This window comes from Methylacidiphilum infernorum V4, assembly GCF_000019665.1.
In the GTDB taxonomy this organism is placed as follows: Bacteria; Verrucomicrobiota; Verrucomicrobiia; order Methylacidiphilales; family Methylacidiphilaceae; genus Methylacidiphilum; species Methylacidiphilum infernorum.
The window spans coordinates 1,005,247-1,031,200 of record NC_010794.1; the positions used below are offsets into that span (position 1 = coordinate 1,005,247).

Consider the following 25,954-nt stretch of genomic DNA (forward strand, 5'->3'; position numbering starts at 1 on the left):
AAGAAAGTACAATTGGAGAGAAAAAATGGCGGAAATGGCTTTAGTATCGATCCCCGATTTTGTCGAGGGGAACATCGTCAAGGGTATAGTGGTGGATAAAACACCCAAGGAAGTTGTTGTCGATATTGGATATAAATCGGAAGGGATTATTCCTTTGAGCGAGTTCGAAGAACCCGATTCCATCCAAATCGGGCAAGAAGTAGAAGTTTTAGTTGAGAGCTTGGAAAATGAAGAGGGGATGGTCGTTCTTTCTAGGCAAAAGGCAGCCCAGAAGCAGAATTGGGACAAAATTCTTAAGACTTTTGAAGAAGGGGGAACGATTACCGGCAAAGTGAAGCAAGTGGTCAAGGGAGGGTTAATGTTGAACATTGGAGTGGAAGCCTTCTTACCCGCTTCACAGATTGATATTGTTCCACCGAAAAATTTAAAGGAATACGAAGGGGCAACGCTTACCTGTAAGATTGTAAAAATCAGTGAAGAAAGGAAAAACGTTGTATTATCGAGAAGAGAGATTGTAGAAGCGGAAAGAAATCAAAAAAGACTTCAATTCCTCGAAAAGGTTCATGTTGGGGATCTCGTCAAGGGAGTGGTTAAAAATGTTACCGATTTTGGAGCTTTTATTGATCTGGATGGCATAGACGGTCTTATCCACATTACCGACATGAGTTGGGGAAGAATAAATCATCCTTCTGAAATTCTGAAGGTGGGGCAAGAGATCGAAGTCGTTGTTATCGATGTTGATAGAGAAAAGGAAAGGGTATCTCTTGGGCTGAAACAAAAGACCCCCAATCCCTGGGAAAATATAGAAGAAAAATATCCTATAGGGACAAAGGTCAAGGGGAAAGTCGTCAATCTCGCTCCTTATGGGGCTTTTATAGAACTGGAGCCTGGCATTGAGGGATTGATTCATATCTCCGAGATATCCTGGACCCAAAAAATTACCAAGCCTAGCGAGGTTCTTTCCATGGGACAGGAAGTCGAAGCGATAGTTCTCGACTTAAACAAGGAAGAACAGAAACTGTCCTTGAGTTTGAAAGCCTTGGAAGTCAATCCCTGGGAAAAAGCTTCTGAAACTTATCCTCCAGGCTCCCTCATCAAAGGCAAGGTCAAGAACTTTTCCGCTTATGGGGCTTATGTCGAGTTGGAAAATGGACTTGATGGATTTATACACGTTAACGACCTTTCCTGGACGAGAAAAATTAATCATCCTTCGGAGGTGTTGAAAAAGGGAGAACAGATAGAAGCAAAGGTATTAGAGATAGATAAAACCAACCAGAAGATTCTTCTTGGGATTAAGCAGTTAACCGAGGATCCCTGGAAAGAAATTGAAAAGAAATACAAGGTGGGAGAAGTGGGTGAGTGGAAAAGTAAGTAAAATAGCCAGTTTTGGTGCTTTTATACAGCTTGCCGACGAGATCGACGGCCTTGTTCATATCTCGCAGATAATACGGATCGAGTGCCAAGGTTAAAACGTTTTAAAGTGGGGCAGGAAGTAAGCGCAAGAATAATTAAAATTGACAAGGAGGAACGCCGCATCGGTCTTTCTATAAAAGCCCTGCACTACACTCCTGAACAGCTTGAAAAAGAAAGAGAAAGAATGGAGTTTAGCAGGCCTACTGAAGAGTTGGGTTCCCTGGAGGATGCTTTTAGCAAAGCCGAGGAAGACTATCGACCCGGTGAATCCAAAAAGAAAGCCAGCTAGTTTTTTTTCAATAATCCCTTTTCCCCTTGGGACCCTGGAGAAGAGGGCAATTGTTTGTGGGTTATTTTCCTAAAGAGGACGATCCGACCCTAGAGCTGTACTGCCCCCATGGGCAGGATAGTTAGGCCTCCAATGGAATATCCAATACGGGTATAGGAGAAAACCCGTTGTTATTTTTAGGTTAACTTTACCATTGTCTTTTCCTTTTCCTATTTTATTATAAAACAAGGAGAGAAAAGGACATATCATGACAAGCCAGGATACTCTTCCTTCCTCGGAAAAGGGATGCCAACAAGGGTTAACGGCAACGGTCCTTTTTTATTTTTTATCCCTTACCCTTATCGCTTTTTTGGGATGGGGTTCATTGAATCTTTTTCTTGAAGGATTAGGAAGACCCGTAGATGGCTTGCTTTCCTTGCTCTGGCTAGGCGTTTTTTTTGTGGTTTCCCTGTTTTTTTCTCACCAGCTTCGTTGTTCTTTACGTGAAGAAAGTTAAATAAAAAGCGTGACACCCTGGAGGAAGTTATGAGTGAAGCCCAACTCCGACCTCAAAAGGAGCAAGAGAAGACCGAAAAAAAACTTCCTCCCCCGGTGGGGACCCTTTTTCTCTTGATTCTTTACTTGGCTATACTCGCGGGCATGTGGCTGTTTATGTATTTTGAGATGCTCCAAAGGAGGTAACCGATGGAAAAACTCGAAAAGATCTACGTTTGGCTGTCCATAAGTATTCTTTTAGCTTTTATAGTTGCTCTTGTTTATGCCTCGGTGGTCCTTGCCGTCAGGGTCCCTACCGACGCCGGACAGATCGTTCCCAATCCCGGGGAGTCCTTGGTGTCAGCCGTCATGCGCACTTCTCCCTTTAATCAACCCGGTGTCCAAGAAATAGCTCCCGGCAAGTACAAGGTTGTCGTCCTCGGCCAGGCCTGGATGTTCAACCCTCCTGCCATCGAGTTGCCTGTGGGAGCCGATGTCACCTTTTATGGGACAAGCCTGGATATAGATCATGGGTTTTATGTTGCCGGGACCGACATCAACATGATGCTCCTGCCCGGACAGGTTTCCGTTCTCAGCCATAAGTTTGATAAGCCGGGACTCTACCGGATCATCTGCCATGAATATTGCGGTACTCTTCATCATCTCATGACGGGAACAATAACGGTAAAATAACAAAGGAAACAATCCATGAGCGCTATCGTCCAAGCCCAAACCCAGGTTGTAACCGATCCCAAAGGATTTCAACTCTCTCCCGGCAACCGCAGGTGGATACTCTGGTCCATTCTTTTGGGCTTTGCAGCCCTGGCCTTTGGTGTTTTCCAGGGATTTGTCCAGGGACTCAATTACGCGGGCATCAGCCTTTTTACCATGCTACCCGGGATGAAAACTTATTATGAAGGACTGACGGCCCATGGGGTCCTTAACGCTTTTATATTTACCTTTGCTGAAGCAAACGGGTGGCTTTCCTTGACGACGGCCAGGGGCTTGGGTCAGAACCTCAACTCCAAGCTCTTAGCTTTGTCTTTTATTTTTCTCCTGCTGGGCACCGTTTTTGCGGGTATTCCCATTTTTGCGGGTAAAGCCAGTGTGCTTTATACCTTTTATCCTCCTCTCCGTGCCCATTGGGCTTTTTATTTCGGCATTGCCTTGGCCGTTGTCAGTACCTGGATTATTTCTGCCGCCCAGCTTTTGGCCCTTTCGGCATGGAGAAAAGAGCATAAAGGGGAGAGGATCCCCCTTATGGCTTATGTTTCGATCATGACCTATATCATGTGGGATATTTCTTCACTTGGAGCTGCAGCAGAGGATCTGTTTCTTTTGCTTCCCTGGTCTTTGAATCTCCTGCCCGGATCGGATCCCCTCTTGAGCAGGGTCCTGTTCTGGTACACGGGCCACCAGATCGTTTATTATTGGCTTCTTCCCGCTTATGTTTCTTGGTACATATGCATTCCACGGCTGGTTGGAGGAAAACTCTTTAGCGATTCTCTCGCACGGATCGCCTTTATTATGTTCGTTGTCCTGGTTCCCGTGGGTTTCCATCACCAATACACCGATCCGGGTGTAGGTAATTATTACAAGATAGCGGTGCTCTTCTTGACCTTTGGAATCGCTTTTCCCAGTCTTCTTACGGCATTTTCCATCATGTACGCCCTTGAAATTGGAGGACGGGCCAATGGGGGGAAGGGAATCTTGGGGTGGTTTTGGAAACTGCCTTGGTCTAATCCTGCAGTAAGCGCCCAGGTGCTGGCGATGATCGCCTTTCTGCCCGGCGGAATCACCGGCATTATGAACGCTAGCTACAACATGAACCTTTTAATCCATAATACGACTTTTGTCCCGGGACACTTTCACCTGACATTAGGTTCAGCCGTAACCCTTTCTTACTTTGGTATCGCCTACTGGCTTATCCCTTATTTAACAGGTAAGGAGCTGGTCCTGAAAGGACTAGCCAGATGGCAACCTTGGATCTATTTTCTTGGAATCTTGATATTTGCCCGCGGGGAGATCTCCGGTGGAATTCTTGGAATGCCCAGGAGGACGGCTATGGCGATCATCAACTATGACCCCTTGCCGGGATGGAAATTGGCCGGGGCGCTGACGGGAATAGGGGGGACGATCATGTTTATAGCCTGCGTTCTTTTTTTCCTCGTCATTTTCTTTACCCTTATCTTGGGCAAACCAAGGGAAACCCAGGAAGACATCCCTTTTGGTGAAACTTATTTAGGTGCAGCTCCTTCAGGATGGCAACTTGTTCTCGATAAGCTCTCCTATTGGGTTTTGCTTTCCTTTATCTTGATCGGCTTGGTTTACGGTCCTTTTTTGCTTACCCATCTTCCTCCGAAGCTTACTGCTCCTCCCTTCCAAGGGTTTTAAAAGCGGGGTCCACAATCATTTCTGTCCTGTCTTTGGAACCTAGAGAAAGGGCTATTTATTTTTTCCCTTGTCTTAAAAATATAAACTTTGGATCTTTTTGTTTTGGGAAGATGTTTTAGTTGGAGGAAGATGCAAAGCAAAAGGTCGGCTTATTCCTTTGAGGATCGGAACTGCGAAAGAAAAAAATTGTAACAAAAATGTAACGTGCACCGATTTACAAAATCTGTTATGAGAAAAAACGAAAAACTGGATTTTATTGGAAAAAACCGGGAATAAGGAGGCCTGAATTTTGCTTTACTTTAATAAAGAGGAGAAAAAGATTTTGCTTGAAAGAGGTTCAAAAGAAAGTCAAACGCACACCAGAGGTTATTATGAATTCTTTTTATGCACAGCTCAGAGGGAAGTGCCTGTGGCAGACCCTTGTAAGATCTTTATTCATGAGTGTTGCTTCTTTTATTTGTTGTTTTTGCCTCAATGGGCAGGAAATACCCGTTATCGATTCCAATCCCCAGGCTTTAGCTCAATCTGAAGGAGATTCCACAGCGACGCAGGGGAGCTCTTCCTCGACGACCGATTCTTCTTCCAGTCCATCAACTGTCTCTTCGCCTAATGATTCTTCATCCTCCTCTTCTTCAGACACCCAGGCCCAGGCCCAGGCTCAAGGAGGGGTTGCCAATCCTTACGTAGCCCAACCCTCCCAAGCGGAGAGCACGCCGAATGTAGAGACCAAGGAACAACCGGGGAGTAAGAATCCTAAAGAAATCAGTAAAGAAGAAGTTTTAGGTCCTAAAACAGGTATTTACTTTGGGGTTTTTGGAGGAGCCGCTTTCCCCATGAGCAATGGGATCAGTGCCTTGAATTCACCCCCTCTTTTTTCTGCAGGAGGTCAGACCCATGGGGATACCGCCGGGGTTGGTGGGGTCCAGGTGGGATATAATTTTTCCGGTTACAAATTGGATTCCCAAGGGAAATATTGGCTGCAGCCTGCAGCTCAATTTGAAGCCTATTATATCGGGCAAGAAAATATTTCTTCAACCCTGGTTGGCGGGGTAGCGGGGACCCCGATGACCCATACGCCTTATGCCTTTAATACCGAGTTGAACATGGGGATATTCGTTGCCGATGGTTTGATTCGCTTTGTGAATCCTACCAAAATCGTTCCCTATCTGGGTGGAGGAATTGGAGGAGCTTACTTAGCCTCTTCGGGGACCAACATGATAGCACCCAATGGAGCCAATCTCTTATTCGGGCATAGTTATTCCCAGGGAGCCTTTGTAGGGCAAGGACTTGCAGGAGTTCAGTACAATTTTACCGATCATTGGAGTGCATTCATTGAATATAAGATCCTTTGGATCAAGGAAACCGAGTTTTCTTATCTCATGTTTAGCGGCAATTCTATGTTGATCAAGTATCCCCAGTCTTTTAACATGGCCCTTGGGGGAATCCGTTATAATTTCTAACAAAAAAAATCGGTGTCCAGTCAACGGGGAAGGTATTTTTAGGGGAAGAGAGAAGGCAGTGGTGTTGCCGACTCATAGAAAATTCGAAGGGCCTTTTCTTTTGTTGGACCAGGATCCTTCTGCTTTCAAAAACGTGCGCACATATACGCACCGTTTTCTTCCTGCCCTGATGGGTCTTACCGACCACATTCGTAGCTTGGGCGGGCTTGACTTTCCCGGCTAAGGCACAGGCTCTCTCTGTCGCACCGACGCCATTGCTGGACGGACTCGCTAGGGGTAGGGAAGTTAGGGTTGCCAGCCGTTCTGTGTTCATCGCCCTTTCCATAATCACCGTTATATATTAATGGGGATGGTGTGCAATACTAGAGCCTATCTCCTTTGTAGAGCTCCTTGAGGGTGTGGATAGATAAATTGGAAGATCTAAGATGTTTTAATCTAGAGATCTCCAGGTTGGCGGGAGTTTGTTTGCGGTTTGTTATTTAAAAGAGCTTTGGCTTCCTTCCTTTGCCAAGAGTTTTTGTGTAATGGAAAAGGGATCAAAGAGCTTTCTTTTTTGTTCATGGGGCGTAAGCCTTTTACTTTCTCTCAACTTTAAAGATCAAAGAAGAGTTAATCTTCTTGCTTTTTGAGACCCAATTGATCTTGCAAAAATGCCAAGGTGATCATCCAGGAAAGCTGGGCTGCGTCTTTGTTGTAACTTTCCCTTTCCTCACAAAAGAAACCATGCGTTGCTCTCGAGAATTCGACCTGGATAAAGGACTTGTTCTCTTTATTGAGCCGAGTTGCCGTTTTCAATCTTTCTTCAAGGGGGATATGAGGGTCTTGGCTGCCCCAGAAAAACAAAAGACCGCCTCTAATCTGTTGGGCTTGGTTTAAGAGCTCTCCAATACCTCCCCCGTAATAACAAACGGCTGCTGCAATAGGAAGAGATTCGGCGGCAAGAAATGCGACTTTCCCTCCAAGACAGAATCCAACGGCTCCAATACGGCTGGATGGAAAGTTCCCTTTTGTACTCAGCCACTCGTAGCAGCCGTAAATATCGGACTGAAGTCCGGATATCGTCAAAGTTTTTAAAAATTGGCGAGCCAGGGGAAACTCGTCGTATTTGCCTTCCCACCGGGGACGAACCCTGTGGTAGAGATCCGGAGCAAGAACTAAGTAGCCTTGGGCCGCTAGTCTTCGGGCCACGCTCTGTATGTGGGCATTGACCCCAAAAGCTTCCATGAACAACAAGATACCACCTTTAGGTTCCTGGGGTTGGCTTCGGTAAGCTTCAAAAAAGCTTCCATCCCTGCCTTTGATCTTTTCCCAAGAGGAATGAATAGCCGGCAAAACAGGTTGTTCTCCCATACTTTTACAGATTAAATAGAGGAAAAGACAAAGAGTTGACCATCCTTTTTTCATCGGCTCGAACTTTTTTAAGCGCCAAAGCTTTTTTTTTTGCATAAAAACGAAAAAGAAAGTTATAAACCTATGGTCTACTCACGATTTTTTTTCTTATAAATTTTTCTATTTCTCTTAAGCGTGAAAGCTTGCTTCTTAAAATGCTACTGCCAGAAAAACCTAAGATGTTGTAGGGGAATTTCTTTTCATTTTGCTTTACCCAGTGTGCAAGAGGAAGAAGGCCTTCCTTGTTTATTCTTTCGTAATGGCTTATTGCTTCAAAAGGCCGTTTTAGGGCGATGATTTTTAATACCTTGTAGTAGGCTTCGCAAGCCGCATTTTTTCTTTCTTCATTTAAGATCTTCTGTTGATGCAGCCAATTGGTCATGGTATCAAAAAGAGAAATTTCTGTTCTCATCACTTCCAGGGGATGACGCTTGGAAAACGTAGTAGATGACCAGTTCGCCCTATAATAAATTTTGGCTGAGGGAGTAGAACGGCAATTAAAGCCGTGTTGAAAAATCCGCATGTAGAGTTCGTTGTCTTCACTGCCGTAAAGGAGGTTTTCATTCCATCCCCCAAGCTCGATAAGAAAATCTTTCCTGAACAGGCAGCATCCTACGTTGGGATTTTTTCTCTTGTACCATCTTACAAAAACATCGGGAAAGGAAATATCTTTGGGGGCGATGTAGGCTATGTCTTGAGATTCATTCCATTGTTCCTCGATAATCGAACCAAAATAAACATCAATTTTTTCGTGACATTGTTGATCTTCTTTAAAATGGTTGAAGATTTTTTCCTTATCGAGGAAGTCATCCGCATCAAGATATTGGATCCATTCTCCTTGGCTTTCATAAAGAATGGTGTTTCGCGCTTTAGATACGTTTCGCTGGTCAATAAAAAAAGCTTTGATATCTTGGCTGTAGGATTTGATGATCTGGGCTGTTTGGTCAATAGAACCGTTGTCGACCACGATAATTTCTTTTGAGGGATAAGTTTGACCCAGGGCACTTTCAATGGCTGCTTTTAAAAATCTTTCACCGTTATAAACCGGAATGCCGATAGAAACTAGGGGAAAATGCATAAAAGACTCATAGAAAACTTGTTTTTACCCGCATAAAAGAAAGGAATGACTTTGGGAAAATAGTGGGAAACCCCTAACTGAATAATACAAAATCAATGACCTTGCAATGTTTTTCGGTTGTTTCTTTCGCTGGATAAAATTCCTTGAGCGATAATTCCCTAGGTATTTCGCCCTAATCAAAGAGAAGGTCTCTTTGAACTCCCTTGCGGCCGTTTTATGAAAACAGTTGGGCTTTGCACCTATTCATCTTTGCAAAGAGATCTTCTTGCCGGATGTCGGGCTAGTCAAAGTCGCTTCATCGATTGGTTTAGAAAACAAGGCTGACTTTGTCATTCCTTTGAAACACGCTCATCTTCTGAGGCTTGCCTTCACAGCAATCCTCTCTGGAAACTGTTTTTTTAGCCAGCATAAAGCTCAAAGCCTGTTTCCTTTTCCAAGTCGTTATGTATAAGAAGTAAAAGGAGCGATAAAGAAAAAAAAGATTGGAACAATGTTTTGGATTCGCCCTAAATTTCCTGCTAAAGAAGATTATGTATTTATTCAAAATGATAACAAGGGGAGGAGATCGATAGAATGGAGAGAAGGCCCTAAGGGCCTCATCCCTGCTGGTCCGAGCTTTTCCAAGCGGCATTCTAGAAAAAAAGCAATTCCTGGTCCACGCGAGCAAAAACCGGGGTAAACCGTTTGTGTTCTACAAGTATTACTCTAGGTAACCACAGGGCAGCGGCACGAAAAAGAAAGTCGATGGTCTTTGCTTTTTTAACTTTTATATGCCAAAAAGAAATTTCAACGAGATGAAGTTCTGGCAACGATTTTTAAGGTATCAGAGAATAATGCGATATTTTGAAAACTGGCCTCTTTATTTTAATTACCGCAGAAGTGTAAAAAAAGGCCAAGAAAGAGATTATTCTACCGTTCTTCATTTTAGAACCAGGAACCGTTTTATATTGGGGGTTCCGGTATATCGAATGCATCTTTTTGAAGAAATATTTGCCTGTCACATCTATTGGCCAAGCTTTTGGGGAAAGCCGTTGGACAATAAAAACCCCATTGTCATCGATATTGGAGCAAATATAGGTCTTTTTTCATTCTTTGCTTTATGCCTTTTTCCCGGTGCCCGTATCATCGCTATAGAGCCGATAGAAGAAAATTTTTCATGGCTTAAGGATACAATCGAAGCCAACAAGTTAAGTTCTCTTGTGAGCTTAAGACAGTGCGCCTTGAGTTCGCAGCGCGGCTTTGTAGATCTTTACCTACACGAAGAAGGACATTTTCCCATTTTTAGTTCCATCCTATCCGTTACCGATCGTAAAATTCCGGTTCCCACGAAAACCCTGGTCGACATTTTCGAAGAGGAAAAAATCGACCGTTGTGATTGGATTAAACTGGACTGTGAAGGCGCTGAGTATGAAATTCTTTATAACTGCCCCGGATCCCTGTTCAAAACGATACATCGACTCAGCATAGAAGCCCATAGGGGGGAAAAACCCGGTCATACGGCTGAAACCCTGCAAATGTTTTTAACTAAGAAAGGCTACGTAGTGAAAAGAAAAGACATAAGCGAACAATCCAGCATGATCTATGCCTTGCAAACTTGAGTTTTCCTTTTCAAGAAAACCAGGGAAAAAAAAGAGAGTAAAGGAGACGCTAAACCACGACCCATTGCACCGAGTTGAAAGCGTTACGGGGATGAAATAACAAAAGGAAACTCGTCCAAGAAAGCTTCAAGGAGAATGGGTACTTTGAGCAGCTTGTTCTTTTTGGATCCTTTCTAATCCCTTTTCTATAGCTTTAGATTCTACAGCTTGACGTTGCGTCCTCTCGAAAAGATGGGTAAGATGGGGAGCAAAAAAAAGAAGGATAAAGGCCAACACTGCAAGGAGTATTTTCAATATTTTCTTCATAAGAAAATAAGTAGGCAGAAAAAGGTCATGTCAATACATGACTTATCTTTTATTTTCCCTTGTTAGTTTATCTGACGGTGCCAAGAGGAAGAGGTTATGATTTTTGTTTCTCATATTAAGATTTGACTGGAATGGAAGCCAAACAGGGCTAATAGTTTCTAGGGGCTAGGTTAACGAGATTAAGAAGAGATCAAGAAAAAAGAAATGATAGATGTTTTATTCCCGTTTAAAACTTGACGGTTAAGAAACTAAAAAAGGTCTTTACCGGAAACTAAACAAAATTGACATAGCCTATAAGTCAAGGCTTGATGTTAATTCCGAGCCTGCCTTCCTCATGTTCTATTGAAGAGGGGTGTTTTCACTTTGGTTTGGGGAGCTTGAGAAGGGTAAGCCCTAGAATTATCGACCCTCATAGCTGATCCTATAGATAACATTGTTGCCGTCGTCGGCGAGCAGAAGGCTGCCGTCGGGAAGAAAGATCAGCCCAGCAGGCCTTCCCCAAGTTTTTGAGGGATTGGGATTGAGCAGGAATCCTGTCATGAAGTCCTCGTAGTAACCCTTGGGCTTGTTATCTTCTCCAAAGGGGACGTAGACGATCTTGTAGCCTGTGGCTTGTTTCCTGTTCCAGGAACCATGAAGGGCTACAAAAGCCCCCTTCCTGTAATGCTCGGGTAATGGAGCATCCGGGGGAGCAAAGGCTAACCCTAGGGCTGCAGAGTGGCTTTCAAAAAAAACGTCGGGCTTTTTGGTCTTTTTGATCAGCTCTTCGGCTTTTGTCCCTCCGATTTTCTTTTTCCACCGCGGATCGATAAACTGCGGGCTGAAATAACAGTAGGGCCAGCCGAAGAAATCTCCTTTTTCGACCCGAGTCAAGTAATCGGGCACAAGATCGTCGCCGAGCCAATCCCTTTCGTTTACCGTGGTATACAAGGCGGCTGTTATCGGATGGAAAGCTAGACCCACGGGATTCCTGAGACCGGTAGCGTAGAGTTCATAGTTTTTCGATTTAAGCTTATAGTGAAGAATCGAAGCCCGGGGAGGAGGATCTTCATCCACGTTGGTTTTTGAACCTACCGTTATAAACAGGGATTGACCGTCTGGAGAAAAAGCTAAGCTGCGGCTCCAATGATTTCCTCCTCCGGGAAGAGAAAGAATTTTTCTCCCTCGACCTTCGAGCTTTGTTTGCCCCTCTTTATAGGCAAATTCTAGAACTCCATCGGTATTAGCTACATAAAAACTATCTTTGCTAAAGGCCATGCCAAAAGGCAAATGCAACCCGTTGGAAACATCCCCAAAAAGGGTGATTTCATCGGCTTGTCCATCTTTGTCGGTATCTTTAAGCAGCTTGATTCGACCTGAATAAGATTCGGCAACAAGAACATCTCCAGAAGGAGTCAAGGCAAACCACCGAGGGTTGTCTAATCCCTTGGCGAATAGGTTGACCGTGAAACCTTCGGGAAGATTGAGGACCGCCTTCGTAGGCGGTGGAAGAATTTGAGGCCAGTTGTCTGACCCTTTAACCTCGGCTTGGGGGAGTTTTTCTAACTCAATTTCGATCTTTTTGGGAAGCAACTTTTCCACGTAAACCTTGCAGAAGGAAGGGCTAGTCCACAAAAGAAGAAGAAGAAAGAAAACAGCCTGTATTTTTTCCCTGTTATCCTTCATGACCTTGGAGATTATTTTGATCACAATTACCGGGAAGCGGCAAATGTTCCCATTAATTCAGCCGAGGCTAATACATGGCCATGCATTTTCTTGAGCAACTCCGCCTTGGTCGATCCTTTTGGCAGAGCCAGGGAACTGTCTAGGGCATAGGCCCGAAAATAATACCGATGTATTCCGGAAGGGGGAGCGGGTCCATCGAACTGGGTGTTGCCAAAATCGTTCCTGCCTGCAACAGCGCCGGGAGGAGTTTCTCCTTTCTTGATTATTCGAGTCTCTGCAGGGATGTTCCATAGAACCCAGTGTACCCATGTTCCCCGTGGGGCATCGGGATCGTCCATGATCAAGGCCAAGGACTTTGTGTTCTGAGGGATGTCTTCAAATTTGAGTTCGGGGGAGCGGTTCGCTCCATGGTAAGCACAAAACTGAGGCAGGGGTTTGCCGTTTTCAAAATCTGGAGATGACAACTTCATAGATAGCCCTCTGTTTATATTGATAAAGAAAAAAAGAAGAGAAAAAAGAAATAACCACTTAAGGGTCATGGTCATTTATAACCTTTTACGGTTGGAAAATCAACAAGCTTATATAGAATGGGGATGGAGAAAGAAAGTTGAAAAGAAGTATTTCTTTAAAGAATAAAATCCTTTTTATCTTTTTTTTCGTCCTTTTTTTTGTTCCATTGAACCCTTCTTTTTATGGAGAAAACGTAAAAAAGGATGTTTTCGGCACGGAGAGTGAAGAACCGGAGATCGCGCCAAGCGATCCTTGGAAAAAGGAGGATCTTTTGAGCACTCAAGCTCTTGCAGAAGTTTTGAGACAAGAAGCAAAAAAAGATAAATTAATTCTGCTCCACGTAGGCTTTTCTTTCCTTTATAAGGCAGGTCATATTCCCGGGTCTATCTACGTTGGATCAGCTAAAGATCCTGAAGGAATACTGTCTTTAAAGGAAAAATCCCTACAATTTTCTAAAGAAAGTCTCATCGTTATCTATTGCGGTTGTTGTCCGTGGCATCAGTGTCCCAATATTCGTCCAGCCTTTAATGCCCTTAAAGAGGAAGGATTTCAAAACCTTAAAATTTTATTTATTCCCCATGATTTTGCCCAGGATTGGATCCGGAAAGGTTATCCCGTAGAAAAAGGAATGTGAACGACCGAAGGATAGGTTGCCATTATTTCTTGTTGAAGAAGATTCTCTTTTGCATTACTTTCTATTCATGAAAAAACGGGAAGTAACGTTTTCTTTGATCGTGGCTAGTGCCGTATTTTTTGGCTCTGCTTCCCTAAGGGCGGATGTAATGCTTACGACTAAGGGCTATCGGCTGACGATTCTGCCTGTGCTTGGTGCAGAAAAGGTAGTCGTTCCCAATGGCAGGGTACACGTAAAGGAGGTAGCTTTATTGCCCTTGCCCGATATTCAAAAACAAAAGGTGGCAAGCTCGGTCTCAAAGAGCCATAAATATGCGGCTAAAGCCAAGGAAGAGCAGGTTTACAGGCTTTGTTGTGCCAATTAATATTTACTTTGAACTTGCCTATCCCAGAAGGTCTTATTTTTTAGCCGTAAAAGGAGAGATGATATTTTTAATTTCCGCTATCCGGTTAGCGGGAAATCCTCCTTTTTCGGCGTGTTCGCGGATCGCTTTTTCATCCGGAGCGATGTAAATGCAGTAGATTTTATCTCCGGTAACATAGCTTTCTATCCATTGAATTTGAGGGCCCATCTTATCAAGAATCGAGCAGGACTTTGCAGATATTTGGGCGAGTTGATCAACCGTTAAGTTTCCCGCTCCGGGAATTTCTCTTTCGATTACATATCTAGGCATAATGTTATTTCCTTTCTTAGGTTGTTAAATTTTAAAGGAGTATGGTGATACAGGTTAACCTCAGTGAAGGGAGGGGTTCAATATTTTTTTAAATACGAGAAAAAAAAAGCTTCAGAGAAATTCTGAAGCTTTTTTCTTTCAAACAGGAGGTAAACCAGATCAGATCGAGTAGCCCTGTTCCCCATGTTCCACAATGTCCAAACCCTGTTGTTCAACTTCTTCCTCTACCCTTAGTCCCACCAGGGATTTCACGATAAAGCCAATAATCAACGAAGCCAAGGTAGCGATAACGATGGTTATGAGTATAGCCTTAAGCTGGGCAAGCCATAGGGTGCCACCGGTTACCGCTGCGGCTAGGCCGTTTTTCTTGGCTACCGCCTCGCTGAGTAAATTGCCGTTGACCGTCGCCGTGGCAAAAACACCGGTTAAAAAAGCTCCAAGCATTCCTCCCACTCCATGAACTCCAAAGGCATCGAGTGCATCATCGTACTTGAGAAGGGGTTTAAGCACAGAGCAAGCAAAATAGGGGATTATACCTGCAGCCAGGCCGATAACAACTGCTCCAGTGGTGTTGACAAAGCCGCAAGCAGGAGTAATAGCCACAAGGCCGGCTACAGCTCCTGTTGAAAAGCCTAGAACGGTCGGTGTACCTTTTATAGTGTATTCGAGCATGGGCCAGGTGAGAGAAGCCACTGCCGTGGCCATCGTTGTAGTCAAAAAAGCATTAGCGGCAATCCCATCTGCGGCTACGGCACTGCCCGCGTTAAATCCATACCATCCGATCCAGAGTATTGCAGCTCCCGTCATACAATAGGCCATGTTGTTGGGAATCATCGGTTCTGTCCCATAGCCTTTTCTCTTACCAAGGAGAAGAGCTAATATGAGGGCAGACCAGCCCGAAGTCATGTGCACTACGGTACCTCCGGCGAAATCGATTGCCGGAATTTTCGCTCCTGCATTAAAGACCCCGTTCATAAGGCCGCTTGCTCCCCAAACCATGTGCGCTTGGGGAAAATAGACAAAAAGCATCCAAAGGGTAATAAAAATTAAAACGGCTGAATATTTCATCCTTTCGGCTATTCCTCCCATGATCAATGCCGGGGTTATAACGGCGAACATCATCTGGAACATGCAAAAGACATTTTGGGAAACCCAAAAGGAATAGTTCGTATTGGGCATCGAATCCACTCCCTTGAGGAAAAAGTATTCCGTTCCTCCTAGGAAGTAACCAAGGGGACTACCCGAAAGGTTTGTCCCAAAAACAAGACTATAGCCTACAGCCCACCAAAGCACGGCTACAAGTCCCGTGATCCCGAAACATTGGGCAAGGACCGAAAGGATGTTTTTCGACCGAACGAGCCCCCCGTAGAAAAGGGCGAGACCGGGAAGGGTCATAAAAAGAACTAAGGCCGTGGAGGTCAAGAGCCAGGCATTATGCCCTGGACCAGGACTTCCCGCGATTTTGCTTCCCGAAGGATCGCTATTGGTGATATAAGCTTCGAGACCTGCAACCCGTTGCTCTAAGGACGGAGGAGGAGGGGAAGCAGAGGAGGATTGGGCTAAAGCTCCTGACGGCTGCTTGTTTGAAAAAGATATTCCAAGAGCAATAAGCACGATGGCCGCAAGTATCGCTAAAAAAATAAAAGCTTCCAATTTTGGACGACTTCGATCGATAAGAACAGTAGAAGTTGGATTTTTCATCAATAAGATATAAGCAAATATTATGCCAACAATGTGAATCTATCGTTGATTTTTCCGTTTCTTTAAGCGATAAAAAAAAAAGCCTTTTTTGTGTTGCTTTCCCATTTTAAAATCTGTAGAACACTATTAGTAGTAATCAATATACTTATTATATACATTATGTTGTAGGTATTATACATTATATTGTACGTGTTATTATGTTGTAGGTATTTGGAGGAGGCTAAAGAAGAATATGAATCCTCGGCAACTCTATTTTTTGGAATTTGATGCTCATCTTTCTGCGCTGTCCATCGTTAAAAGGGATGGTCGCGTTGTTCCTTTCGATCCCCATAGGATAAGGGCGGCTGTTGAGAAGGCTTTTCGGGCTGATAGAGGAAAAAACGTTGGAGAAGCTCTTTCTAGTGAAGATCGGGCGGCAATTGAAGAGATCACTTCGGCTGTCGTTTCCAAATCGGCAGCTTTGGCGGGTCGCGGCGAAAGACTTGAAGTAGAACGGATTCAAGACCTTGTTGAACTTACTCTCATGGAGCTTGGCTACCATACCGTAGCCAAGCGTTATATTCTTTACCGGGCGGATCGGGGCAGAGCCAGGACTATTAAGAACAGAGAAGGGGTATCTATCCACATGATCGATAAGCAGGGAAGGAAGGTTCCCCTGGATTTGGCTTGGATTCACCGCACGCTCATGGAGGCTTGTCGCGGGCTTGAAGAAAGCTGCTCTTGGAGAGAACTGGCCGAGGAGACGGTGCGTGGACTTTATGACGAAATCAAGGAAGAGGACGTGGTCCAGGCAATGATCCTGACGGCAAGGAGCTGGGTAGAAAAGGAACCTGCTTATACCTACGTTGCCGCTCGGCTCATGTTGGGGAAGATTTATGAGGAAGCTCTTTCTCTTGTTCCGAGCATCCATGAAACGGCTGAATACCATAAAGCTTACTTTCCTTCCTACATAGATTTTGGAGTAAAGATTGGAAGGCTTAGTCCCCGTTTGCTTGAGTTTAACCTGGAAAAACTGGCCCAGGCTCTAAGACTAGAAAGAGACAGGCAATTTAGCTACCTTGGCCTGCAGATTCTCTACGACAGGTATCTTCTCCATCATGAAGAAAGAAGAATTGAAACCCCGCAATACTTTTGGATGCGTGTAGCCATGGGCCTTGCGCTCAATGAAAAGGAGGACAGGGAGTTGTGGGCGATCCGTTTTTACGATACCCTTTCGCGGTTTCTTTTTATGGCTTCTACACCCACTCTTTTTAATTCGGCAACGATCCATCCTCAGCTCAGTTCCTGCTATTTGCTTACCGTTGAAGACGACTTGGATGGCATCTTTAAAGTTATCTCCGATAATGCCCGGCTTTCCAAGTGGGCTGGAGGGCTAGGAAACGACTGGACTAACGTGAGGGCCACCGGTTCTTTGATTCGCGGGACGAATGGGAAAAGCCAGGGAGTGATTCCCTTTTTGAAAGTGGCTAATGACACGGCCGTGGCGGTCAATCAAGGAGGAAAAAGGAAAGGTGCTTTGTGTGCTTACTTGGAGACGTGGCATTTAGACATCGAAGATTTTCTTGAGTTGCGGAAGAACACCGGGGATGAAAGGCGGCGAACGCATGACATGAATACCGCTAACTGGATCCCCGATCTGTTCATGAAAAGGGTCTTGCAAAACGGAAGCTGGACGCTGTTTAGCCCAAGTGATGTGCCTGATCTTCATCATCTCTACGGAAAGGATTTTGAAAAAAGATACGTAGAATATGAACAGATGGCGGATCGGGGAGAAATTAAGCTCTTTAAGAGGGTTTCCGCCGTAGATCTTTGGAGGAAAATGCTTACCCTGCTTTTTGAGACCGGTCATCCCTGGATTACTTTCAAAGATCCCTCCAACATCCGATCCCCCCAGGATCATGTAGGGGTGATCAACAGTTCCAATCTTTGCACCGAGATCCTTCTCAACACGAGCCCTGAGGAAGTCGCCGTCTGTAACCTGGGTTCGATTAATCTGGCTGCTCATCTTGATGAATCTGGAGAAATAGACGAGAAAAAATTGCAAGAAACGATTCGTATCGCCGTGCGGATGTTGGACAACGTCATTGATATCAATTTTTATCCTATACCCGAGGCCCGGAATGCCAATCTAAGGCATAGGCCGGTAGGCTTGGGTATTATGGGTTTCCAAGATGTGCTTTATATCAAGAAAATCCCTTACGGGAGCGAAAAAGCGGTGGAAGTTGCCGATCGTCTCATGGAAATGGTTTCCTACCACGCGATTCTTTCTTCTTGTGAGCTGGCAAAAGAAAGAGGGAGTTATTCTACTTTCAAGGGGTCGAAGTGGGACAGGGGACTCCTTCCCATAGATACCATAGATCTTTTGGAAGAACAAAGAGAGGGGTTTGTAGAGGTGGATAGGAGTCAGACAAAAGATTGGGACTATGTAAGGAAGAAGATCAAGGAACAGGGTCTAAGAAATAGCTGTCTGTTGGCTATAGCGCCTACGGCGACAATTTCAAACATTACGGGTGTTTGTCAATCGATAGAACCGAGTTACAAAAACCTCTACGTGAAATCGAATCTTTCGGGAGATTTTATCAGCATTAATCCCTACTTGGTTGCGGATCTTAAAAAATTAAACCTTTGGGACCAGGAAATGATTGATGACTTAAAGTATTATGATGGATCGGTCAAACCCATTGAACGGATTCCCCAGGAACTGAAGGAGCTTTATGCCACCGCTTTTGAAATTGATCCCTACTTTATCATCGAATGTGCGAGTCGCAGACAGAAATGGATCGATATGGGACAGTCCCTCAACCTTTATGTCGATGAACCCAGCGGTTGGAAGATATCCCAGATGTACATTTTATGTTGGAAAAAAGGATTAAAGACCACTTATTACTTGAGGTCAAGGGCGGCAACAACTGTTGAAAAATCGACTTTGGACGTCAATGCGCGCGGTATTCAGCCTCGGTGGATGAAAAGCAAAAGTCCTTCGGCGAACATTAGGGTAGAGAGAAATGAAAAAGAAAAAAATGCCTGCTCGCTTGACCCTGAATGTGAAAGCTGCCAGTAAGAGTGAATTTTAAAAGAGAAAAGAGGAGAAACTTTATGAGCTGTTGTTCTGGAGGGGGTAAACCCTACGATCTTAAAAAGAGAATCAATGTGGAGGAAAAGAGACTCATCAACTGCAAGGCCGTTGACGTCAATCAACTGATGCCCTTGAAATACAAGTGGGCATGGGAACATTATCTCAACGGCTGTGCAAACAACTGGCTCCCCTCTGAAGTTCCCATGCAAAGAGATGTCGAGCTTTGGAAATCCAACCGGCTTTCGAATGACGAAAGGTTGGTGATCATGAGAAACTTAGGTTTTTTTGCCACGGGGGAGAGTCTTGTAGGCAACAACATTGTTCTAGCCATATTTAAATTCGTCACGAATGCCGAGGCCAGGCAATATCTTCTTAGACAAGCTTACGAAGAAGCCGTCCACACGCACGCTTTCCTTTACATTGTGGAATCCCTTGGGCTTGATGAAAGAGAGGTCTTCAACATGTATCACGAGGTTAACTCCATTTCAAACAAAGACCAGTTTGAGATGACTTTGACCGAGGATATCTTGCGCGAGGGTTTTAACACGGAAAGTGTGGAAAATATCCAGAAATTTGTAAAAAACTTGGTCGGCTTTTATGTCATCATGGAGGGCATTTTCTTCTACAGCGGTTTTGCCATGATTTTATCTTTCCACAGGCAAAACAAGATGACGGGCATTGGGGAGCAGTTCCAGTATATTTTAAGAGATGAAACCATCCACCTTAATTTTGGAATAGACTTGATTAATGGGATTAGGGAAGAAAACCCCGAGATATGGACTGCTGGGTTTCAAAAGGAAATCGAGGAAATGATTGATGAATCCGTCCGACTTGAATATGCCTATGCAAGGGATTGCTTGCCCAGGGGAATACTCGGGTTGAACAGTGCCCTTTTTAAAGATTATGTCGAGTATATAGCCGACCGTAGGCTGGAAAGAATCGGCTTTAAAGCCAAGTACGGTTCAAAAAATCCATTTCCCTGGATGAGCGAAGTCATGGACCTGGTCAAAGAGAAAAATTTCTTTGAAACTCGGGTAACCGAATACCAGTCCGGAGCGGTTTTGAATTGGTAAACTTACGTCTCTTCTTATTCCCTTTCTTTTTGTATCTTTCCTTTTTATTTTCATAAGAAGGGGCAAGTTTTGATAGCTTCAAAAAAAAAAATATATGCATCATTTCTATTACAAAGATTCTGAGCTTTACGTTGAAGATGTTCCGCTAAGAAATCTTGTCGAACGCTACGGGACTCCCCTCTATGTGTATTCGGCACAAACGATCATTGATCATTACAAGCGGTTTGACCGTTCACTTCGAGACATTGATCATTTCATCTGTTATGCGGTCAAAGCCAATTCCAACCAGAGGATTTTAAAACTCTTGGTTGACCTAGGGAGCGGTTTTGATCTGGTGAGTGGCGGAGAGCTCTACCGAGTTCTTCGGGCAGGAGCTGATCCTCAAAAATGCACTTTTGCCGGCGTGGGAAAAACCCAAAGCGAAATAGAAGAAGCGCTTCAAGCAGGTATTTATAGTTTTATTGTAGAAAGTGAAGAAGAGCTTTTGGAAATCGATAAAATAGCTGCGAAGCGGTCGACTAAAGCCCCCGTGGCTTTTCGGTTAAACCCGGATGTTTCAGCCTTGACCCATGCGAAGATTACAACAGGAACCGATCTCAACAAATTTGGCATCTCCTTGGATTTAATCGATGATGTTTTTGAAAAGTGTTCAAGGCTTGAAAATATTCATTGTAGAGGCGTGCAGATGCACATAGGTTCCCAGATTCAATCGATAGATCCTTTTTTAGAAGCGATACAAAAAGTCATTCCTTGGGTTGAGAAAGCAAAGAAAAAATATGGAGCGGAATTTTTCGATATTGGAGGAGGCATTGGAATAGTCTATGAAAAAGCGATGGAAAGTGGAACAGAAGCATGGTGGCAGGAAAGAAATGAGCTTCTGACCCTGAACCGCTATGCCGAACAGATCGTTCCATTGGTCAAGCCCTTGGGGATGAAAATACTGGTTGAACCCGGCAGGGTGCTCGTAGGCAATGCGGGTATCTTGGTGAGCAGGGTGATTTATGTCAAGAAGGGAATTGCCAAGAAGTTTGTGATTATTGATGCCGCTATGAATGATCTGGTTAGACCGGCCTTTTATGAAGCTTACCACCAGATCGTTCCTTTGAAAGAAACTGCTCATGGACCCCTTGAAGTGGTAGACGTTGTTGGACCCGTTTGCGAATCTTCGGATTGTTTTGCGATCGATAGACTTTTACCTGAAGTTAGGGCAGGCGATTACTTGGCCCTATTGAGCGCGGGGGCTTATGGCTTTTCTATGGCTTCCAATTATAACTCCCGGCTCAAACCCGCAGAGGTGCTTGTTTGGGGAAATCAAGTACAATTAGTTCGAAAAAGAGAAAGCTATCAAGATTTGGTTGCCCTGGAAGAACAGTTGTCATAAAAAGGTTATTAAAGGAGGATTTGAACGATTAAAGAATAAGTTGTGCCTTTTCGCCCATTGCTGTATAAAATGCCCTGCTGCGGTACTAAAAAATAAAAGAGAGATAATTTTGACAATACATTGAAGTCAGTAGGCCCTAAGTTCTGGGCTTGCATCCTATGCAGAGGCAAAGAATCTTTGATAAATCATCAAGCTTGCTTTGTAGCTAAGGGGACAGCACCGGCTAATTCTGGCAGAGCGGCTAAGGATAAGATAAACAATGAATTGGCGCATTGATACCCAAAAAACGGCTGTTTTATTGATCGATCTCCAGGAAAAACTTCTCTCCGTTATCGAGGATCGGGATAGAGTGGTCCAGAAAGCCGTGCAACTGGTAAAACTGGCCAAGCTCTTTTCTTTGCCTTTATATATTACGGAGCAGGTCCCGGAAAAATTAGGGCTGACCTGCAAGGAAGTTCTTGAAGAGGTGGGAGATACGCCTAGAATCTGGAAAAACACCTTCTCAGCGGCTTCCGTCTTGCCTTCAGATCTTCCCAAAACCATTCTCATTGGCGGAATAGAAACCCATGTTTGCGTTCGGCAAACGGTTTATGATTTAAGGATGAGGGAAAAAGTCCTGTATGTTCTAGGGGATGCGGTCAGTTCAAGGAATAGGCTGGATCACCAATTGGGGATTGAAGAGATGAGACAAGATAGGGTATTGATTAGTTCGGTGGAAGCGGTCGGTTGGGAAATGATTGTAAAGGCTGAAGGAGAGATTTTTAAAAAGTTTCTTTCCATTTTAAAATAAAAGAAAAGCAGGAGTTAGCCGGGGTTTGCTGTAGGATGTAGGATAGTCATACGAAGAGAGCTGTTGGACGGAGGCGACAGCGATGATGGATACCTGGCTTGAGGAGTGTTTATCGTTAGTCATGGACCGTCTCAGGGCGGAAAGGGTCTTAGAGAGGTTTATTTTTTGAACAAAAATTTCTATTTTATAATGGGTTTTCAAAACGGGGAAATATTCATCTCCTCTGTATTTTTCGATTCTATTTTCTTCTTCATCCAATCCTTTTACCCTGTATATGGACATGGCAAGGATATCTTCTGTACATAAATTTTTTCTTATTTCACCGAGTTTAAAAGGCTTGACGATCGCTTCAATTTTGAAGAAGGAATCCATATAAAAAGAGAAAGCTCAAAAGGGTTGTGACTTGTTTAAAGCAAAAGTTATGCCAAAAGTATGCTAGAGAAAGCGGAGGATAAAGAAAGAAGATGGAATCCCAAACATCGAAATTTTTCACTGAAATTGAAATAAGAACCACCAAGCATTCTCAACTCCTGGGCGTAAGTGATCTCATAGAGAAAGAAATTCAAAGGAAGGGATGGAGCGATGGCCTCTTGCATGTTTTTGTTCCCCATACCACGGCGGCGGTGACCATCCAAGAGGATGCCGATCCAGATGTCCAAAAGGACATTCTTTATGTTTTAGACAAAATAATACCTTGGGAGGATTACAGTTATGCGCACACCGAAGGGAATTCGGCAGCCCATGTCAAATCGGCACTTCTAGGAAATTCCTTGCATTGCAACATCGTTGGGGGAAGACTGAAACTGGGAACGTGGCAAGGGGTTTTTCTCTGTGAATTTGATGGTCCAAGGACAAGAAAAATCCAGCTTTCTTTTATTCCCTTTAGCTAAAAAACCTGGTTTATGCTTTGGATTGTGGGAAGCTGCAATGTGGATCTGACGGTAAATGTAGAGAGTTTCCCCGCTGCCGGAGAAACGGTCCTGGCTAGGGAATCTTCCTTATCCATTGGAGGGAAAGGCGCAAACCAAGCTGTGGCCGCTGCTCTTTGGAACGTAAAGCCTAGATTTATCGGTTGTGTCGGTAACGATCCTTGGGGTAAAAGGGTTTGTCAAGAACTCAGCCGTTATGGTCTAGATGTTTCGCTTATCACTGTTTCAGAAAGCCATCCTACGGGAATAGCTTGGATAGAAATTGACGAAAAGGGAAATAACCGGATCACCGTCGCTGCCGGGGCAAATTTTGATCTTTCGGCTGATCAAGTCCTTGGGAACCTAGCGGGATTGACATCTAGAGATTACCTTTTGAGCCAACTCGAGGTTCCCCTTCAAACGGTTGAATCTGCTTTTGAATATGCCAAGGATAAAGGAGCTAAAACCCTTTTAAATCCTTCTCCCTGCGTGGGGAGATTAAACAGGCTTTTTTCTCTGACCGATTACCTTGTTCTCAACGAGAGGGAATGTTGCAAGTTGGCGGCAGTCTCTTCTTTTTTCGATGAAAAGGAAAAAGCAAAGTCCTTTTTTTTTCAATGGGGAATTTCTGTCTTGGTGGTTACGACGGGAGCGTCGGGAGCCTTTGTCTTTGAACAGGGGGGGAGCATTAACCATATTTTGCCCCCGGTTGTACAGGTAGTGGACAGCTCTGGAGCAGGTGATGCCTTTTTAGGAACCTTTGCTGCCTGGATAGAATCGGGTAAGACTCTGGAAGAAGCCCTCAGGGCGGCTACGGTTTCCGGTTCATTGGCTTGCACGCGCAGGGGAACCATGAGTTCATTTCCTCAAGCTCAGGATGTGTTGTTGCAACTTTCAAAAACTCCGTTATGATAATGAACAGAACGAGGCATAAGGAAGTTTAATAACACAAAGGAAGGAAAGAGAGTATGATTACCTATGTCTATGAAACCATACCTTCTAAAGAAGGAGAAGAAATCAAGCGTTATGAAATTGAGCAGAGTATCCATGACGCTCCCTTGACCCACCATCCCCAGACTGGAGAACCCATCCAGAGAGTCATTGCTGGAGGGATAGGAATACTGACTTCAAGTAAAGATCAAGCCAAGACTTTACCCTCGAGAACTTCTGCAGGGTGTGGTTGCGGAGGCGGCTGTGGTTGTTCCCATGGATAACTCTCTGTAGGAGTATGTTTTTAATCTCCAGGGAATGGGTTGGGAAAGATTTCGTAAAAATAAAATTTAAAACTAGCTTTTATTCTTCAATGATTTCCGATTCCAGGAAGACTGATCCTTTTAAGGATTGAGTAATCAAGCAGTTTTCTTCGGCCTTGTGCAAAAGTTTTTGAGCTTTTTGTATGTCGGTTCCCTGGGGAACGAAAAGTTTGACTTTGAGTGAAAAAGAGACGAAGTATCTTATCCCTTCTTTCCTATCTAAAGTTCCATCGGCTTCGCATTCTATTTTGTGCCAGCGAAATCGACTGGCCTCCGCAACGGAATCAAAAGTGAGGATTAAGCAACTGGATAAGGCTGCCGGCAGCAGCGTCTCCGGTGACCATGTATTTTTAGGCCCACCGTATTGAACCGGAGCGTTCAGTTCGATGGGAGGAAACTCTTCGTCAATCCCCTTAACGATGAGATTGCCGAAAGGACCTCCCGAACTAACCACTTTGTAATGATGGGGCAGCGGATGCATGTCATTACAATACCAGAATTCACAATTTCATCAAATCGTTTTTGACGACCGAAAAAAAGAAATCCTCGTGAAGCTTTCCTTGCCTCGGATTCTTATAAAAATCGATCAGGAGGAAAAATGCTTGATTATCTCCTTGGTGATTAAAGAGATATAGATATTCAACATTTTTTATAAAAAAAGGGAAAGAAAATAAATTAAAAATTATTAAGTAAATTTAATATTTTTAATTGTATAAATAAAAGTAATAACATGATGATGTTTCCTATTTTTCAGAAAAAGTATTGACTATCCTTTTCTTTTATGTTAGGAGGAAAAACTTCATTTAGAGAAGAATTAACCATGTTTTTTTTCTACTTACTTTTTGCCCTTTTTCCTTTTTCTTATCCCAAAAAAGGGGGAACTTTGAGTCCAATCGGGATGAAGCAAAGGGGGTTTGCTTCTTGGTATGCTGAAACGGGGCATTTGGGTAAGAGATTTGTAAAGGAACATCGTTTTACGGCTGCGCACCGGACCCTCCCTTTTGGGACTTACGTGGAAGTCCAAAATTTAAAAAACCAAAAAAAAGTGCTCGTTTGCATCGATGATCGAGGTCCTTTTGTGCGGGGTAGGATTATTGACTTGTCGAAACCCGCAGCCGAAAAACTCCAGATGGTGGATGCGGGTATCGTCCCGGTGGAATTAAAGGTAGTGAAGTATTCTTCCTATTAGAAGGAAAGGCTCGATGCCTAGTTGGTCCTTACTTTTCGATAACTCCATAAATCATGAGATGTCGATCTGAAACCTGCTCGACCCTCAAAGGAAGTTTTTCGACTTGGATTTCTTCCGTAATTTCTTCAACGGTAAAAGAGGCAAGAAGGGAATTGTAAAAGTCTCTTTTTAAAAGGGGATGGCCGTTCTGGGTATATGTTTCCGTAAGGAGGCGCGCTTTTTCCAGGGAATCGGGCCTGACCAAGTCGACAACGAGGACCAATGATCCATTCTTGGAGAGATTTCTTAAAGAGGTCCATAATTCTTTTGCCGAGGGGAGATGATGGAGCAAGCTGTTGGAAATGAGAACGTCAAATGAACGGGGATAGTTCCAGTAAGGCAATCTTCCTTTTATGAGTTCTATGGAAGCTAAGAGATGGTTTTCTTCTATCCTTTGTTGAGCCAAGGCGAGCATGGCCGGGGAGCCGTCCACCCCGATAATTTTTGCCCGAGGATATTTCCGGGCAAACCGGATGGCGATGTCTGCCGTTCCACAACCCATATCCAAAACTAATCCCTCCTTAAAATGAGGGAAAAGGCGTTCAAACCGATCGACTAGGGCTTGATGAGGGATGGAAAAGTCGGCTTGGGCATAAGCAAAAGCTTGGTTGGGATCAACCATGAGTTCTTCTTCGCGGATCCTTTCCATACGGTAGTGATG

Annotated in this window: 28 protein-coding genes and 1 pseudogene; 17 read left to right on the plus strand and 12 right to left on the minus strand. The window is 44.1% G+C overall.

All coding sequences use genetic code 11. From position 1 onward, the window contains the following. Nucleotides 1-25: 25 nt before the first annotated feature. The 6 genes and pseudogenes from rpsA (at nucleotide 26) to MINF_RS04735 (ending at nucleotide 6,030) form a co-directional block, all read left to right on the plus strand. Nucleotides 26-1,702, plus strand: a pseudogene (rpsA, locus tag MINF_RS04715) (30S ribosomal protein S1). Between the two features lie 247 nt (nucleotides 1,703-1,949). Then, a complete protein-coding gene (locus MINF_RS04720) occupies nucleotides 1,950-2,198 on the plus strand; it encodes a hypothetical protein (protein ID WP_012463390.1) in 249 nt (82 codons plus the stop codon). A 29-nt stretch (nucleotides 2,199-2,227) separates the two neighbouring features. Continuing rightward, nucleotides 2,228-2,383 carry a hypothetical protein gene (locus MINF_RS11415; protein WP_012463391.1) on the plus strand — a complete coding sequence of 52 codons (156 nt, stop codon included), beginning with the start codon at nucleotides 2,228-2,230 and terminating at the stop codon, nucleotides 2,381-2,383. Nucleotides 2,384-2,386: 3 nt separating this feature from the next. After that, nucleotides 2,387-2,869, plus strand: coding sequence for a cytochrome c oxidase subunit II (locus tag MINF_RS04725; protein ID WP_012463392.1), 483 nt, complete (start codon nucleotides 2,387-2,389; stop codon nucleotides 2,867-2,869). Between the two features lie 15 nt (nucleotides 2,870-2,884). After that, nucleotides 2,885-4,570 carry a cbb3-type cytochrome c oxidase subunit I gene (locus tag MINF_RS04730; RefSeq protein WP_012463393.1) on the plus strand — a complete coding sequence of 562 codons (1,686 nt, stop codon included), beginning with the start codon at nucleotides 2,885-2,887 and terminating at the stop codon, nucleotides 4,568-4,570. A gap of 371 nt (nucleotides 4,571-4,941) precedes the next feature. Then, entirely contained in the window at nucleotides 4,942-6,030 is a 1,089-nt protein-coding gene (locus MINF_RS04735; protein WP_048810467.1) for an outer membrane protein, read from the plus strand. Here MINF_RS04735 and MINF_RS11165 read toward each other — a convergent pair. The 4 genes from MINF_RS11165 to MINF_RS11420 form a co-directional block, all read right to left on the minus strand. Then, nucleotides 5,993-6,343: a hypothetical protein gene (locus MINF_RS11165; RefSeq protein WP_148205142.1), complete on the minus strand. Its 351-nt coding sequence runs from the start codon at nucleotides 6,341-6,343 to the stop codon at nucleotides 5,993-5,995. The genes MINF_RS04735 and MINF_RS11165 overlap by 38 nt on opposite strands. A 296-nt stretch (nucleotides 6,344-6,639) precedes the next feature. Continuing rightward, the gene (locus MINF_RS04745; RefSeq protein ID WP_187146977.1) at nucleotides 6,640-7,434 is read right to left on the minus strand and encodes a dienelactone hydrolase family protein; all 795 of its coding nucleotides are present in this window, start codon (nucleotides 7,432-7,434) and stop codon (nucleotides 6,640-6,642) included. A gap of 67 nt (nucleotides 7,435-7,501) precedes the next feature. Then, on the minus strand, nucleotides 7,502-8,497 hold the full coding sequence (locus MINF_RS04750; RefSeq protein ID WP_012463400.1) for a glycosyltransferase family 2 protein: 996 nt from the start codon (nucleotides 8,495-8,497) through the stop codon (nucleotides 7,502-7,504). Nucleotides 8,498-9,129: 632 nt separating this feature from the next. Further along, a complete protein-coding gene (locus MINF_RS11420; protein WP_012463402.1) occupies nucleotides 9,130-9,306 on the minus strand; it encodes a hypothetical protein in 177 nt (58 codons plus the stop codon). A 24-nt stretch (nucleotides 9,307-9,330) separates the two neighbouring features. Between MINF_RS11420 and MINF_RS04760 the strand changes: the two genes are divergently transcribed. Further along, nucleotides 9,331-10,095 carry an FkbM family methyltransferase gene (locus tag MINF_RS04760; RefSeq protein ID WP_048810163.1) on the plus strand — a complete coding sequence of 255 codons (765 nt, stop codon included), beginning with the start codon at nucleotides 9,331-9,333 and terminating at the stop codon, nucleotides 10,093-10,095. Between the two features lie 126 nt (nucleotides 10,096-10,221). On the opposite strand, the gene MINF_RS04765 is transcribed toward MINF_RS04760, so the two are convergent. The 3 genes from MINF_RS04765 to MINF_RS04775 all read right to left on the minus strand — a co-directional run bounded on the left by MINF_RS04765 (nucleotide 10,222) and on the right by MINF_RS04775 (nucleotide 12,536). Next, on the minus strand, nucleotides 10,222-10,401 hold the full coding sequence (locus MINF_RS04765; protein WP_012463404.1) for a hypothetical protein: 180 nt from the start codon (nucleotides 10,399-10,401) through the stop codon (nucleotides 10,222-10,224). 399 nt (nucleotides 10,402-10,800) lie between these two features. After that, nucleotides 10,801-12,090, minus strand: coding sequence for a PQQ-dependent sugar dehydrogenase (locus MINF_RS04770; RefSeq protein WP_012463405.1), 1,290 nt, complete (start codon nucleotides 12,088-12,090; stop codon nucleotides 10,801-10,803). 2 nt (nucleotides 12,091-12,092) lie between these two features. Beyond that, on the minus strand, nucleotides 12,093-12,536 hold the full coding sequence (locus MINF_RS04775; protein ID WP_012463406.1) for a YbhB/YbcL family Raf kinase inhibitor-like protein: 444 nt from the start codon (nucleotides 12,534-12,536) through the stop codon (nucleotides 12,093-12,095). A gap of 137 nt (nucleotides 12,537-12,673) precedes the next feature. Here MINF_RS04775 and MINF_RS04780 point away from each other — a divergent pair, with 137 nt between their 5' ends. Together MINF_RS04780 and MINF_RS04785 are read left to right on the plus strand one after the other, a co-directional pair. Beyond that, nucleotides 12,674-13,210 carry a rhodanese-like domain-containing protein gene (locus MINF_RS04780; RefSeq protein WP_012463408.1) on the plus strand — a complete coding sequence of 179 codons (537 nt, stop codon included), beginning with the start codon at nucleotides 12,674-12,676 and terminating at the stop codon, nucleotides 13,208-13,210. A 67-nt stretch (nucleotides 13,211-13,277) separates the two neighbouring features. Continuing rightward, complete coding sequence (locus MINF_RS04785) at nucleotides 13,278-13,574, plus strand: hypothetical protein (RefSeq protein WP_148205143.1); 297 nt, start codon at nucleotides 13,278-13,280, stop codon at nucleotides 13,572-13,574. Between the two features lie 33 nt (nucleotides 13,575-13,607). Here MINF_RS04785 and MINF_RS04790 read toward each other — a convergent pair whose 3' ends face one another. Both MINF_RS04790 and MINF_RS04795 read right to left on the minus strand, forming a co-directional pair. Next, on the minus strand, nucleotides 13,608-13,883 hold the full coding sequence (locus MINF_RS04790) for a DUF4242 domain-containing protein (protein ID WP_012463410.1): 276 nt from the start codon (nucleotides 13,881-13,883) through the stop codon (nucleotides 13,608-13,610). Nucleotides 13,884-14,042: 159 nt separating this feature from the next. Next, nucleotides 14,043-15,584 (minus strand): ammonium transporter, encoded by a 1,542-nt coding sequence (locus tag MINF_RS04795; RefSeq protein WP_148205144.1) that lies wholly within the window; start codon nucleotides 15,582-15,584, stop codon nucleotides 14,043-14,045. A gap of 232 nt (nucleotides 15,585-15,816) precedes the next feature. Here MINF_RS04795 and MINF_RS04800 point away from each other — a divergent pair, with 232 nt between their 5' ends. From MINF_RS04800 to MINF_RS04815, 4 genes are all read left to right on the plus strand, one after another. Further along, nucleotides 15,817-18,645, plus strand: a complete 2,829-nt coding sequence (locus MINF_RS04800) for a ribonucleoside-diphosphate reductase subunit alpha (protein WP_012463413.1) — start codon at nucleotides 15,817-15,819, stop codon at nucleotides 18,643-18,645. Between the two features lie 35 nt (nucleotides 18,646-18,680). Next, on the plus strand, nucleotides 18,681-19,733 hold the full coding sequence (locus MINF_RS04805; protein ID WP_048810469.1) for a ribonucleotide-diphosphate reductase subunit beta: 1,053 nt from the start codon (nucleotides 18,681-18,683) through the stop codon (nucleotides 19,731-19,733). Between the two features lie 94 nt (nucleotides 19,734-19,827). Beyond that, nucleotides 19,828-21,114 carry a diaminopimelate decarboxylase gene (gene lysA, locus MINF_RS04810; protein ID WP_012463415.1) on the plus strand — a complete coding sequence of 429 codons (1,287 nt, stop codon included), beginning with the start codon at nucleotides 19,828-19,830 and terminating at the stop codon, nucleotides 21,112-21,114. Nucleotides 21,115-21,373: 259 nt separating this feature from the next. After that, nucleotides 21,374-21,904, plus strand: coding sequence for an isochorismatase family protein (locus MINF_RS04815; RefSeq protein WP_012463416.1), 531 nt, complete (start codon nucleotides 21,374-21,376; stop codon nucleotides 21,902-21,904). On the opposite strand, the gene MINF_RS04820 is transcribed toward MINF_RS04815, so the two are convergent. Next, nucleotides 21,896-22,276 carry a P-II family nitrogen regulator gene (locus MINF_RS04820; protein WP_012463417.1) on the minus strand — a complete coding sequence of 127 codons (381 nt, stop codon included), beginning with the start codon at nucleotides 22,274-22,276 and terminating at the stop codon, nucleotides 21,896-21,898. The two genes, MINF_RS04815 and MINF_RS04820, sit on opposite strands and share 9 nt — an antisense overlap. A 92-nt stretch (nucleotides 22,277-22,368) precedes the next feature. Between MINF_RS04820 and MINF_RS04825 the strand changes: the two genes are divergently transcribed. The 3 genes from MINF_RS04825 to MINF_RS04835 are packed head-to-tail and all read left to right on the plus strand — an operon-like array spanning nucleotide 22,369 to nucleotide 24,026. Beyond that, nucleotides 22,369-22,794, plus strand: a complete 426-nt coding sequence (locus tag MINF_RS04825; RefSeq protein WP_048810164.1) for a secondary thiamine-phosphate synthase enzyme YjbQ — start codon at nucleotides 22,369-22,371, stop codon at nucleotides 22,792-22,794. A gap of 12 nt (nucleotides 22,795-22,806) precedes the next feature. After that, nucleotides 22,807-23,724, plus strand: a complete 918-nt coding sequence (locus MINF_RS04830; RefSeq protein WP_012463420.1) for a ribokinase — start codon at nucleotides 22,807-22,809, stop codon at nucleotides 23,722-23,724. Nucleotides 23,725-23,780: 56 nt separating this feature from the next. Next, nucleotides 23,781-24,026, plus strand: a complete 246-nt coding sequence (locus MINF_RS04835; protein ID WP_012463421.1) for a hypothetical protein — start codon at nucleotides 23,781-23,783, stop codon at nucleotides 24,024-24,026. A 79-nt stretch (nucleotides 24,027-24,105) separates the two neighbouring features. Here MINF_RS04835 and MINF_RS04840 read toward each other — a convergent pair whose 3' ends face one another. Beyond that, nucleotides 24,106-24,546 (minus strand): OsmC family protein, encoded by a 441-nt coding sequence (locus tag MINF_RS04840; protein WP_012463422.1) that lies wholly within the window; start codon nucleotides 24,544-24,546, stop codon nucleotides 24,106-24,108. A gap of 339 nt (nucleotides 24,547-24,885) precedes the next feature. Here MINF_RS04840 and MINF_RS11845 point away from each other — a divergent pair, with 339 nt between their 5' ends. After that, complete coding sequence (locus tag MINF_RS11845; protein WP_148205145.1) at nucleotides 24,886-25,254, plus strand: septal ring lytic transglycosylase RlpA family protein; 369 nt, start codon at nucleotides 24,886-24,888, stop codon at nucleotides 25,252-25,254. A 28-nt stretch (nucleotides 25,255-25,282) separates the two neighbouring features. On the opposite strand, the gene MINF_RS04850 is transcribed toward MINF_RS11845, so the two are convergent. Continuing rightward, the gene (locus MINF_RS04850; RefSeq protein WP_012463425.1) at nucleotides 25,283-25,942 is read right to left on the minus strand and encodes a class I SAM-dependent methyltransferase; all 660 of its coding nucleotides are present in this window, start codon (nucleotides 25,940-25,942) and stop codon (nucleotides 25,283-25,285) included. Between the last annotated feature and the right edge of the window lie 12 nt (nucleotides 25,943-25,954).